This window comes from Azospirillum sp. B2RO_4 (assembly GCF_051124815.1).
GTDB lineage: Bacteria > Pseudomonadota > Alphaproteobacteria > Azospirillales > Azospirillaceae > Azospirillum.
Window position 1 is genome coordinate 314,330 of the sequence record NZ_CP118490.1, and the last position, 12,542, is coordinate 326,871.

The following is a 12,542-nucleotide window of genomic DNA, read 5'->3' on the forward strand; positions in this document are numbered from 1 at the left end:
CGCCCGCCGCCACTCCTGCGGCGGGCGGGCAGCCCTGATGACTTGTCGCCCCTGACTTGCCAGACATGCCTTCGCCGCCAATCTTGATCGGTGCAACGAACCGGAAAAGGCGGCCCGACCCCATGCGATTGTCATCCCATACCCGTCCCGCCAGCCTTGGTCGAGGTCGCCTGCTCGTGGTGACGCTGGTCGCCCTGGCGGGCCTGTCGGCCTGCGCCGGGTTCGAGCCGGACTACCGCAAGCCGGGCGCCCAGCGCCTGACCGGACCGGAACTGTCGACGCTGCTCGGCGGCCACACGCTGAGCATCGTCAACGCGCGCGGCAAGTCCTACATGAACCGCTTTTCCAAGGACGGGTCGATCGTCATTTCCGGCGCCAAGGGCAATGAATACGGCCATTGGACGGTGTTGGACGACCGCTATTGCCTGACGCTGGACATCGACCCGCGCCAGCAATGCATGGAGATCTACAAGCTTCCCGATGGGCGCTACCAGATGGTCAACACTGACGGGACGCTGCGCAACACCTTCACGGTGGATTGAGGCCGGCGCGACTCGAGCGCCCCGACTCTAAGCGCATTGCACCACAGGGCCATGAACAGGTCGGCCGGATGCATCTGCGTCAGGCGGCGTCAGGAAGTCGCGGATTGGCTTTGCGCCGGCTGGAACCGCAGGATCTTCGGCGTCCGCATGTCCTCGGCGATGGGGGCGTCGCTGGCCGCGCCCCGCATGGCGGAGACGGCGCGGGGAAAGCCGCTGCGACCGCTGTAGTCCGGCCGTGGCAGGTCCCGGTAATGGGCCTCCTCCCGGTGCAGCTTCTGGGCGCAGACGATGTCCAGCGCCGTTGCCGCCAGCACGGCGCCGAAGGCGATCCCGGCATTCCCGGCGCGCCGATTGTCCCGCATCCCCTCTGCCAGCGTCGCCATGTCGACGGCGTCGCCGGCGATGCGGCCCCAGATCCAGGGCTTGGGATCGCCCAGCGCCAGCAGGCCGACGCCGGCGGTGATCTCCCGCACGCCATAGGCGCGGATCAGGTTGGTCCTGTCCTCCATCCCCATCCAGCGGGCGATGCTGCGGCCGGCCATCAGTTCGGCGACGCCGAGGCCGATGCTGAACCAGCCCAGCCCGCGGGCGAGGTTGTCTCCGGCCGGTGAGTAATTGTAATAGGCCATGTCTTCACCTCAGGGCTTGAGGACCACCTTGATGCAGCCGTCCCGCTTCTCGCGGAAGGTCTTGTACATCTCGGGTCCCTGGTCGAGCGGAACGGTGTGGGTGATGACGAAGGACGGGTCGATCTGCCCTTCCTGGATCCGGTTCAGCAGATCGTCGGTCCAGCGGTTGACGTGGGTCTGGCCCATGCGCCAGGTCAGGCCCTTGTTCATCGCGATGCCGAAAGGCAGCTTGTCGATCAGCCCGCCATAGACGCCGGGGACCGACAGCACGCCGGCCGGGCGGCAGACATAGATCATCTCGCGCAGCACATGGGCGCGGTCGGATGCGCCTGCTTGGCGCGGTCCATCATGCTGTCCAGCGTGGCGGTGGCGTGCGCCTCCATGCCGACGGCGTCGATGCATTTCTCCGGACCCTTGCCGCCGGTCAGCTCGTTCAGCCGCTCGACGACGCTCTCGGCCTCGAAATCGATGGTGATGGCGCCGCCGGCCCTGGCCATCGCCAGCCGTTCCGGCACGCGGTCGATGGCGATGACCTGTTTGGCGCCCAGCAGGATGGCGCTGCGGATCGTCATCTGCCCGACCGGGCCGCAGCCCCAGATCGCCACGGTGTCGGTCGGCTGGATGTCGCACTGGGCGGCGGCCTGCCAGCCCGTGGGGAAGATGTCGCCCAGGAACAGCACCTGTTCGTCGGTCAGCCCGTTGGGGATCTTGATGTGGGTGCGGTCGGCCATCGGCACCCGCACATATTCGGCCTGGCCGCCGGCATAGCCGCCGGTCAGGTGCGTATAGCCGAACAGGCCGGCGGTTGCGTGGCCGAACAGCTTGTCGGCCATCGCCTTGTTGCGGTTGGAGCGCTCGCAGACCGAGTAATTGCCGCGCTTGCACTGGTCGCATTCGCCGCACCAGATGGTGAAGGGAACCACCACCCGCTCGCCGACCTTCAGCGCGCTCTTGGCCTCCGATCCCACCTCCATCACCTCGCCCATGAATTCATGGCCGACGATGTCGCCCTTCTCCATGCCCGGCATGAAATTGTCGTGCAGGTGAAGGTCGGAGCCGCAGATTGCGCAGGTCGTCACCTTGACGATGGCGTCGCGCGGATGCTCGATCTCCGGGTCCGGGACCGTGTCGCAGCGGATGTCGTTGGCGCCGTGCCAGACCAATGCTCTCATCGTTGTCTCCCTGACTTTCCCTGTCTTGGGGCCCTGCCTTGGGGGTCGCGTTCAGCAACAGGACCGGCGGCCGGAGCGTTCCGGTCCCGTCCGGCCCCTTGCCGTAAGGCGATGGTCAGAGGATCAGTGCCTTCTCGCGGGCGACGCCGCCGGACATGATGGCGGTCTGGCCGTCGTCCAGGCTGTTGCGCAGGGCGGGGAAGTCGATCTCCTCCTCCTGCCGGATATGGCCGTCGACGATGCGCTTCAGGTCGAGCGCCACGGCGAGCCAGTGCGGGTCGTCCTTCGGCGTCTGTTCCAGGACGAAGAGGTGCATCTTGATCTCGGCATGCTCGCCATAGAGATGCCTGGCGTCCTCTACCTTGCGGGCTTCCTCGTGCAGCAGCGGATAGACGACGTCCTCTTCCGCCATGGCATGGGCGGCGAGGCGGCGCTTCAGCCGCAGCAAAAGCTGGGTGCGGCGGATCGGCGCATCCATCGGGGTCTGCACCATCTCCGCCAGCAGCGACTGGATGTGGCGGTGGTCGTCGATCAGCGCGTCGATGCCGTCGCGGCCGGCGGCATGGCGGGCGGTTCCGGCCAGCTGTGCCACCACCGGCGGCAGCAGCCGGCTCGCCACCAGCGCCAGGGCCGCCCCGCCGGCCATCATCGCCAGCCCGCGCGCCGACAGCCAGCCCGTATCGTCTCCGTGCGAATAGCCTGCTCCCGAATACCGTGCCATGACGGGGCTCCTTCCTGCCGGTTGGGTGATCCTGCTCACCAACAGGCACGCGAGCCCAGGCGTTCCGGTGGGCGGTCAGGCGGCGGGCAGGGGCGGGGCGGAGGACTGCCGCGGCCTGTTCGGCGCGTCCGCCGTCGTCACCAGCAGGTGGAGCAGCATCAGGGCGGTGAAGAACAGGTAGGATTGCAGGATGTTGTAGGAGGTGTCGGCAAGCTCGTTCAGGGGATGGAACAGGTCGTTGCTCAGGATCGCGAATCCGATGCCCAACAGCAGCAGCTTGCGCAGACCGCGGCGCCGGTCCCGGACGGCAAGGTCGATCAGGACGAACAGCAGATAGGCGCAGACGGGCAGCAGCACGCCGTAATGCGGCACCCAGGCGATCGGCGTGCCGATGGTGAAGCAGGTGCCGGCCACCAGGAAAGAGGCGATGGGTTGCCGCCGGGCACCTGCATCGCCGGCCCCGCTGCCGGCCCCGTCCTTCACCCGCCAAAGCAGGCCGAACAGGACGAACAGGACGCCGGAGACGAGCGTCGCGACATGGACCAGCGGATTGTAGGGAGGAAAGGCGCTGCCCCGCCATTCGCTGTCGCCGCTGGTGTTGGACAGCAGGTTGGGACCATTGTGCAGCAGTCGGTGCAGAAGCCCGTTCACCGTCTGGTTGGAATTGTAACTCTCGCCATATTGGCCGAGGAAGGACAGCACGTCGAGGTAATGCAGCGATGCGCTGAAGCCGTAGAGGGCGCAGGCGGCGATGAAGCCGGGAACCACCACCGCGGCCCAGCCGATGACGAAGCTCCATTCCCGGCGCAGCAATGCCCAGACCACGAAGAGCGACATCTGCGGCTTGATCAGCGTCGATGCGCCCAGCATGACGCCGGCGAGCGCCCGCTGGTCGCGCACATAGAACAGGGTGGCGAAGACGAAGGCGGCGTTCAGCCATACCTGAATCTGGCCAACGGCGAAGGCCTTGACCACCGGGAAGAAACACAGCGCCGCCACCGCGCCGAGCGCCGCCAGCGTCAGACGGCTGACTCCGTTGCGCAACGCCCGGTCGAAGCCCATGCGCTCCGCCAGTTCACGCATCAGCAGCGCCATGCCGCCCGCGGTGGCGACGACCATCAGCAGATTGATCAGGGCATAGACGCGCAGATGGAGAAGGCCCACCGCCGACATGGCCTCCAACACCAGCAGCGAGGTCAGCGGATACTGGAACTTGACGTGCTGTGTGAAGAAGACGGCGTCGTAGACATCCCCCTTCCCATGCTCGTGCAGCCAGGTGAAGGCCGTCATCATGGGTTCCCACGAATCGAGCGGCAGCCGCTCCGGTGACTTGCCCATGACCAGGAGCAGGACGTCCCAGGCGGTGGTGTCGCCGGCCCCGCCATCCAGATAGGGTCTGAGAACGACACCGAGCAGGGTGTCGGCACTGAGAACGAAGAGAAACGCGACGGACAGAGTCCAGGCGACGAAGCGGTCGCCGCCGAGCTTTGTGACCGCTCGGCGGCCCTTGATCAGCGGCCCTTCCAGGGGACCGCTTGCCGCACTTGCGAATTCCTTGGAGTCCATCGGTGACCACTCCCTGGCAGTTTTCCGGCTTCAACCACCGGCTGGTCCGCGAAACTATGCCAGAGCACCGAGGATGAGGAATGTGCCCCACCCGTGCCGGATGGGAGTAATTCCATTAAACGCCACGCACCCGCAGCGGTAGCAAGCTACCCCACCGCGGCCCGCACCGGCGCGTTCGGACGAAGAGCAGATCGGGAAAAAGCCACCCGGCCCGGAGTTCCGGCGAAGGCCGGATGGGGAGGGGCATGGAAGGAGGTCCAGGGCCGCGGCAAGCCGCCGCTGCCGAACGCATGAACGGTATGCGTTTAGGGAATCCCTCTGTTCTGCTTGCATTATTGTTCTTGGGCCTGAAAGTATCCTAAGGTCAAACTCCCCCCAATTTCGGGTTCGGCACAGACGCCATCCCGACAGAGACCAGTTTCAGGCCCCGGTGACCCGACGGTGATGGCGTCCTCTCACATAATCGTCGGTGGCGCCACCTGGTTCTACCTGTCGAGCCGGTACGGGATGACCTTCGATGCGGTCGCCTTCGGCGCGGCGATTCTGGGGGCGCTGGCGCCGGACATCGATCATCCGAAATCGACGCTTGGGCAGATGGTCAAGCCACTGTCCACCGCGATCTCCAACATCTTCGGCCATCGCGGTGTCACCCATTCCGCGCTCGCCATCGCCGGATGCCTGTGGGTCCTGCATGAACATGTGGCCTATCAGCGGCTGCTGATCCCCTTCATCGTCGGCTATCTCACCCATCTGGCCGGCGACCTGCTGACCCCGGCCGGCCTGCCGCTGCTGTGGCCGATCAAGCGGCGGCGCAATTTCGCCCTGCCGATCCTGAAGACGGGCGGTTTCTCCGAACAATTGGCGGTGACGCTGATGGCGGGCTGGATGATCTCCGGCCTGTTCGCCAACGGCTGGCCGGAATTCCCGCTGCAGCGGCCCTGGCGTTCCGTCGTCGCCGCGGCGCAGACCTATCTGGGGGAGGGCGGCATGGAGAAGGCTGCGCCGCCGATCCCCGTGCGCAAGCCGCCGGAAAGCAGTCGGCCCAAGCCGCTGAAGGGCTGAGTCCCGACCGTTCGGGTGTCTCGCCCATCCTCCCGTCGAATCTGCGGAACCGAGCCCATGCCTTGCGCGGTGCAGTCGGCGAAGTGCGCCTTTCCCCGCTCTTTGTTCGGCAAAAACGAATGTGGCGACCGGCAGGGCTTCAAAACCGGCCGGATGTTCTGAATTTCTCCTAACAGGCACTAAGTTTGTTCCGTATTATAACGCGAATTCAGAATTTAAATCGGCAAAATGGCTCAAATACCAGTTGGAAAGGATCCCGGAAAATCGGTTAGCCTGACAGGCATCGGATCGGCCTCCGCAACCCGCCGGACACGGGCTTTCCGAAGCCGCCGCTCCACGCCCCCCGACCAGAGCCAGCCACGCGATGAACCAGATGACCGATCCGAGCGTTGTCCCCGCCACCGAGCCGTCCCTTTCCAGCAAGGCCCTCTCCAGCGGGGCCGGCCCCTTCGCCGCTTTCGCCTCCGTCGTTCGTCCGGCGGGGCCGCTGCGTCAGGCGATCACCGCCGCCTATCGCCGGCCGGAGCCGGAGTGCGTGGCGTGGCTGGTGGAGCAGGCGACGCTGCCGGCCGAGGTGACCGCGGCGGCGGCCCAGACCGCGCGCTCTCTGATCGCCGCGCTGCGCGCCAAGCCGCAGGGGCGCGGGGTGGAGGGGCTGATCCACGAATACAGCCTGTCCAGCCAGGAGGGCGTGGCGCTGATGTGTCTGGCGGAGGCGCTGCTGCGCATCCCCGACCGTGCCACCCGCGACGCGCTGATCCGCGACAAGATCGCCGGCGGCGACTGGCGCGCCCATCTCGGCAACAGCCCGTCGCTGTTCGTCAACGCCGCGACCTGGGGGCTGCTGGTCACCGGCAAGGTCACCGGCGTGCTGGGCGGCGAGCAGGCTCTGTCCTCCGCCCTGACCAAGCTGATCCTGCGCGGCGGCGAGCCGCTGATCCGCCGCGGCGTCGATTTCGCCATGCGGATGATGGGCGAGCAGTTCGTCACCGGCCAGACCATCGACGAGGCGCTGTCCAACAGCCGCAAGATGGAGGCGGAGGGCTTCCGCTACTCCTACGACATGCTGGGGGAGGCGGCGACCACCGCCGCCGACGCCGACCGCTATTACGCCGATTACGAAACCGCGATCCATGCCATCGGCAAGGCGTCGGCCGGGCGCGGCATCTATGATGGCCCCGGCATCTCGATCAAGCTGTCGGCCCTGCACCCGCGCTATTCCCGCGCCCAAGCGGACCGCGTGATGGCGGAGCTGCTGCCGCGCGTCACCAAGCTGGCCCGGCTGGCCCGCGGCTACGACATCGGCCTGAACATCGACGCCGAGGAAGCCGACCGGCTGGAGCTGTCGCTCGACCTTCTGGAATCGCTGTGCTTCGATCCGGACCTGAAGGGCTGGAACGGCATCGGCTTCGTCGTCCAGGCCTATGGCAAGCGCTGCCCCTATGTCATCGACTTCGTCGTCGATCTCGCCCGGCGCAGCGGCCACCGGCTGATGGTCCGTCTGGTGAAGGGCGCCTATTGGGACAGCGAGATCAAACGCGCCCAGGTCGACGGGCTGGAGGATTTCCCGGTCTACACCCGCAAGCTGCACACCGACGTGTCCTATGCCGCCTGCGCCCGCCGGCTGCTGAGCGCCCCCGACGCCGTGTTCCCGCAGTTCGCAACCCACAACGCCCAGACGCTGGCCACCATCTACCAAATGGCCGCGCACCTGAACGGCGAGTTCAAGGTCGGCCAGTACGAGTTCCAGTGCCTGCACGGCATGGGCGAGCCGCTCTACAAGGAAGTGGTCGGCCCGCTGAAGCGGCCCTGCCGCATCTATGCCCCGGTCGGCACCCACGAGACGCTGCTGGCCTATCTGGTCCGTCGTCTGCTGGAGAACGGCGCCAACAGCTCCTTCGTCAACCGCATCGCCGACAAGAGCGTGTCGATCGACGATCTGGTCGCCGACCCGGTGGCGCTGGCCGCCGCCGCCCTGCCGGTCGGCGAGAAGAACCCTCTGATCGCCCTGCCCAAGGATCTCTATGGCGCCGAGCGGGCGAACTCCGCCGGCCTCGACCTGTCGAACGAGACCACGCTGGCCGAGCTTTCCACCGCGATGCGCGACAGCGCCGCCGTCGCCTGGACCGCCGCCCCGCTGCTGGCCGACGGCGAGCGCCAGGGGAAGGCCCAGGCGGTGCTGAACCCGGCCGACCACCGCGACGTCGTCGGCACTTGCGTCGAGGCCGGCCCGGCCGACATCGCCGACGCCTTCCTGTTCGCCGAGGCCGCCGCCCCGGTTTGGGCCGCCACCCCGCCGGCCCAGCGCGCCGCCTGCCTGTTCCGCGCCGCCGACGCGATGCAGGCGCGGATGCCGACCCTGCTCGGCCTGATCATCCGCGAGGCCGGCAAATCCACCGCCAACGCCATCGCCGAAGTGCGCGAGGCCATCGACTTCCTGCGCTATTACGGCGCCCAGGTGCGCGACGGCTTCGCCAATGACACCCACCGTCCGCTGGGGCCGGTGGTCTGCATCAGTCCGTGGAACTTCCCGCTCGCCATCTTCTCGGGTCAGGTCGCCGCGGCGCTGGCCGCCGGCAACCCGGTGCTGGCCAAGCCGGCGGAGGAAACCCCGCTGGTCGCGGCGGAGGCCGTGCGCATCCTCCGCGCCGCCGGGGTGCCCGCCGGTGCGGTCCAGCTTCTGCCCGGCGCGGGCGAGGTCGGCGCCGCTCTGGTCGGTCATGCCGGCACCCGCGCGGTGATGTTCACCGGCTCCACCGAGGTCGCCCGCCTGATCCAGCGCCAGGTGGCCGGGCGGCTGTCGCCGGACGGCGCGCCGATCCCGCTGATCGCCGAAACCGGCGGCCAGAACGCCATGATCGTCGACAGCTCCGCCCTGGCCGAGCAGGTGGTCGGCGACGTGATCGCCTCGGCCTTCGACAGCGCCGGCCAGCGCTGCTCGGCCCTGCGCATCCTCTGTCTGCAGGAGGACGTCGCCGACCGCACCCTGACCATGCTGAAGGGCGCGATGCGCGAACTGCGCCTCGGCAGCCCCGACCGGCTGGCCATCGACGTCGGCCCGGTCATCACGGCGGAGGCGCGCGACGGCATCGCCCGCCACATCGAGGCGATGCGCGCCAAGGGCCGCCGCGTCGAATCGCTGCCGCTGCCGGCGGAGACCGCCAACGGCACCTTCGTCGCGCCCACCATCATCGAGATCGACGGCATCGCCGATCTGGAACGCGAGGTATTCGGCCCGGTCCTGCACGTCCTGCGTTTCCGCCGCGACGATCTGGACCGGCTGGTCGACGCCATCAACGGCACCGGCTACGGCCTGACCTTCGGCTTGCACACCCGCATCGACGCCACCATCGACCGGGTGACCGGGCGGATCGAGGCCGGCAACCTGTACGTCAACCGCAACACCATCGGCGCGGTGGTCGGCGTACAGCCCTTCGGCGGCCACGGCCTGTCCGGCACCGGCCCGAAGGCCGGCGGCCCGCTGTACCTGTCGCGCCTGCTGTCCGTACGTCCGTCCCTGGATCTGAGCATGCGCGGCAGCGACGCCGTACGTGCGCCGGCCCATGCCTTCGCCGACTGGCTGGCCGACCAGGGCAAGGCGGCGATCGCCACCGACGTACGGTCTCTGGCGAAGCGCTCCCCCGTCGGCGGCAGCGTCGAGCTGGCCGGCCCGGTGGGCGAGGAGAACATCTACAGCCTGATCCCGCGCGGCCGCATCCTGCTGCTGCCGCAGACGGAAGAGGGGCTGTACCGCCTGCTCGGCGCGGCACTCGCAACCGGCAATGAGGTGGTGGTGGATGGCGACACCGCCGTTACCGCCGGCCTGAAGACCCTGCCGGCGGAGCTTTCCGCCCGTGTCCGCGTGAGCGCGAACTGGACCGGCTTCGGGCCGCTGGCCGGCGCGCTGGTGGAGGGCGACTCCGCCCGCCTGCTGGCCGCCAGCCGCCGCATCGCCGAACTGCCCGGCCCCATCGTCCTGACCCAGGGCGTGCCCATGGGCGGCGAGGGTGTGGAGATCGCCTGGCTGATGAACGAGCGCTCCATCAGCACCAACACCACCGCCGCCGGCGGCAACGCCAGCCTCGTGGCGATGAGCTGAGGGGGAGGGGAAAATTCCGTAACATGGACAAAAGCCCGGGCGAGATGATATCGGGTCCGGTCGGTTGTTAGGGGATGCCCACCGCGCTAGTAAACCTCTCGGAGATGTCGGCCGACGCGTTGCGCCAACTCGTGCTGGAGCTGTGGCAGCGTCAAGCCGATCTGGAGCAACGGCTCCGCGATCGTGATGCCGAGATCGCCCGGCTGAAAGGGTTGTCGGGTCGGCCTGCGATCAAGCCGGCGGTCAAGCCGAGCGGCATGGAGGCCGGGACGCCAGCCCCCCCGCAGCGGCCTGTGCGTCGCCGACGTGGTCGGGCGGGCAAAGTCTCCAAGACGGTGACCTGCGAGGATCGCGTCCTGTGCGTTGCCGTGCCGGAGGGGTCGCGCTTCAAGGGTTATGAGGATTTCACCGTCCAGGAACTGGAACTGCGGGCGCGGCGTATCCGCTTGCGCCGGGAGCGCTGGCTGACGCCGGACGGCCGGTGCATGGTGGCATCGCTTCCCTCCGGGATCACCGCCCACCTCGGCCCGGAACTGCAACGCTTCGTGCTGTTCCAGTATCATCGTGGACAGACCACCATTCCCCGTCTGGTGGCGCTGCTCGCCGACCTCGGGTTCGACGTCTCCCAGCGGCAGGTCGTGCGCCTGCTCACCCGCCGTGGCGCACTGCTGGCCGAGGCCGACGCCGTACTGCGGGCCGGGCTGGAGACGGCGTCCTGGATCAGCGTGGACGACACCGGTGCCCGCCACAAGGCGGCCAACGGCGTCTGCACCCAACTCGGCGACGACCGCTTCACCGCCTTCAAGACCACCGGGTCGAAGAGCCGGCTGAATTTCCTGGAGGTGCTGCGCGCCGGCCATGGCGATTACGTCGTCAACCCGGCGGCGCTGGCCTACATGCGCCAGGGCGGCGTCCCGCTGGGCACCGTCGCCCGGCTGGAGGCTCATCCGGCGCGCCGCTTCCCCAGCGAGGCGGCGTGGCTCGATCATCTGCGCGCCCTGAACTGGCCGACGTGCGTCCACAAGATCGACATGGTGCGCCTGGCCACCGAGGCGGCAGTGTGGGGGAGCCTTGCCGACCACGGACTGCTCCCCGACACCGTGATCCTCAGCGACGATGCCGGACAGTTCGACGTCGGCCTGCACGCGCTGTGCTGGGTCCATGCCGAACGCCTGGTGCACAAGCTCGACACCTTCACCCCCGCTCAGTACGCCGCCCAGCAGCACATCCGCTCGCTGATCTGGGCGTTCTACGCCGACCTCAAAGCCTACCAGAAGGCTCCTGACCCAGGCCGACGCGCCCAACTGCGGGTGCGCTTCGAGCGGATCTTCCTCCGACGCACCGGCTTTTCCACCTTGGACCGGCTGCTGGTGCGCCTGCGTGCCAACAAGGACGAGTTGTTGCGCGTCCTCGACCGCCCGGAGGTCCCCTTGCATACCAACGGTTCGGAAAATGACATCCGCTGCCATGTCACCCGCAGGAAAGTCAGCGGCGGCACCCGATCCGATGCGGGACGCGCCGCGCGCGACGGTTTCCTCGGCCTGATGAAGACCTGCGCCAAGCTCGGCATCGCCTTCTGGGACTTCCTCGGACATCGCCTCGGAGTCCCAGGCTCACAAGACCTTACCTATCTCCCGGACGTGATACGACAGCGTGCAGCTCCAGCTTGAGCGCCCGGGCTTTTGCCCATGTTACGAAATTCCCCTCTCCCCCCCGGGGAGAGGGTCGGGGTGAGGGGGATGCACCGCATGATTTTCCCGAAGGTCCCGCCGCGCTCCCCCCTCACCCTAACCCTCTCCCCGCTTTCGGCGGATCTTCGATCCGCCTGTCGCGTCAGCGCAAACTTCGTTTGCGCGTGAGCGGGGGGGAGAGGGGATTCTGGCCAGCGCCCCTCGCAGTCTCTCCGCCGTTTCGGCATCGGCCGGAAAGAACGCCTCGATCGCCAGTTCCGACAGCGTGACGTCCACCGCCGTCCCGAAAACGGTGGTCGTGCTGAACAGACTCAGCATCCCGGCCGACGTGTGCAGCCGCAGCGGCACCACCACGTCGGGATGATGCCCGTCCACACCGCCATCATCCAAAGACGAGGCCGGAGCAGGATACCCCTGCAACTCGCTGCGCAGGGCCACCAGCACCGGATCCGCGCTCGCCTCGATCTGGCGGGTCAGGCGGGACAGCACATGCTCCCGCCACTGCGCCCAGTTGCCGATTCGGCCGGCCAGCCCGTCGGGATGTAGGCTGAGGCGCAGGACATTGACCGGCCCCGCCAGCAACTCGGCCGACACCCCCTCCAGCAGGGGCGCCACCGCCCGGTTGGCCGCCAGCAGATGCCAATGCCGGTCCATCGCCAGCGCCGGGAAGGGCTCGTGGCCCGTCAGCACCAGATCGACCGCCTTGCACGCCGCCTCCATCGCCGGATTGTCCAGGCTGTGTTCGCTGTAGACCGGGGCGAAACCGGCGGCGACCAGCAGGGCGTTGCGCTCCCGCAGCGGCACGTCCAGCCGTTCTGCCAGATGGATCAGCATGCCGCGGCTGGGCTGCGACCGGCCGGTCTCCAGGAAGCTGACATGCCGGGTGGAGATGTCGGCCTCGCAGGCGAGATCGAGCTGGCTGAGGCCACGCCGCTGCCGCCAGGACCGCAGCAGGGCGCCGACCGGCGGCCCGGCCGGTGCCCTGCCGTTGCGGCCGGTGGTCTGAGAGGTGCCATGGGGCATGGTGAGTGCTCCGAACCGGGATCTTCCGCCATTGTTG

General features: G+C 68.1%; 10 protein-coding genes. 4 read left to right on the forward strand and 6 right to left on the reverse strand.

The genetic code is table 11. From position 1 onward, the window contains the following. Positions 1–122: 122 nt before the first annotated feature. Complete coding sequence (locus tag PWS46_RS27540) at positions 123–542, forward strand: hypothetical protein (RefSeq protein WP_434624526.1); 420 nt, start codon at positions 123–125, stop codon at positions 540–542. Positions 543–631: 89 nt separating this feature from the next. Here the strand turns inward: PWS46_RS27540 and PWS46_RS27545 are convergent, their stop codons facing one another. The 5 genes from PWS46_RS27545 to PWS46_RS27565 all read right to left on the reverse strand — a co-directional run bounded on the left by PWS46_RS27545 (position 632) and on the right by PWS46_RS27565 (position 4,630). Continuing rightward, positions 632–1,171, reverse strand: a complete 540-nt coding sequence (locus tag PWS46_RS27545; RefSeq protein ID WP_434624529.1) for a cyclase dehydrase — start codon at positions 1,169–1,171, stop codon at positions 632–634. A gap of 9 nt (positions 1,172–1,180) precedes the next feature. Then, positions 1,181–1,480 (reverse strand): hypothetical protein, encoded by a 300-nt coding sequence (locus PWS46_RS27550; protein WP_434624531.1) that lies wholly within the window; start codon positions 1,478–1,480, stop codon positions 1,181–1,183. Continuing rightward, positions 1,465–2,343, reverse strand: a complete 879-nt coding sequence (locus PWS46_RS27555; protein ID WP_434624533.1) for an alcohol dehydrogenase catalytic domain-containing protein — start codon at positions 2,341–2,343, stop codon at positions 1,465–1,467. Before PWS46_RS27555 ends, PWS46_RS27550 begins: the two co-directional genes overlap by 16 nt. A 115-nt stretch (positions 2,344–2,458) precedes the next feature. Next, entirely contained in the window at positions 2,459–3,064 is a 606-nt protein-coding gene (locus PWS46_RS27560; RefSeq protein WP_434624535.1) for a hemerythrin domain-containing protein, read from the reverse strand. A gap of 75 nt (positions 3,065–3,139) precedes the next feature. Continuing rightward, positions 3,140–4,630, reverse strand: a complete 1,491-nt coding sequence (locus PWS46_RS27565) for a glycosyltransferase family 87 protein (protein ID WP_434624537.1) — start codon at positions 4,628–4,630, stop codon at positions 3,140–3,142. Positions 4,631–5,074: 444 nt separating this feature from the next. Between PWS46_RS27565 and PWS46_RS27570 the strand changes: the two genes are divergently transcribed. The 3 genes from PWS46_RS27570 (at position 5,075) to PWS46_RS27580 (ending at position 11,461) form a co-directional block, all read left to right on the forward strand. Further along, the gene (locus PWS46_RS27570) at positions 5,075–5,692 is read left to right on the forward strand and encodes a metal-dependent hydrolase (RefSeq protein ID WP_434624539.1); all 618 of its coding nucleotides are present in this window, start codon (positions 5,075–5,077) and stop codon (positions 5,690–5,692) included. A 373-nt stretch (positions 5,693–6,065) separates the two neighbouring features. After that, positions 6,066–9,791, forward strand: a complete 3,726-nt coding sequence (putA, locus tag PWS46_RS27575) for a trifunctional transcriptional regulator/proline dehydrogenase/L-glutamate gamma-semialdehyde dehydrogenase (RefSeq protein WP_434624541.1) — start codon at positions 6,066–6,068, stop codon at positions 9,789–9,791. Positions 9,792–9,895: 104 nt separating this feature from the next. Further along, complete coding sequence (locus PWS46_RS27580; RefSeq protein ID WP_434624543.1) at positions 9,896–11,461, forward strand: IS66 family transposase; 1,566 nt, start codon at positions 9,896–9,898, stop codon at positions 11,459–11,461. 117 nt (positions 11,462–11,578) lie between these two features. Here PWS46_RS27580 and PWS46_RS27585 read toward each other — a convergent pair whose 3' ends face one another. Further along, positions 11,579–12,505 (reverse strand): helix-turn-helix domain-containing protein, encoded by a 927-nt coding sequence (locus PWS46_RS27585; RefSeq protein ID WP_434624545.1) that lies wholly within the window; start codon positions 12,503–12,505, stop codon positions 11,579–11,581. Positions 12,506–12,542 lie beyond the last annotated feature (37 nt).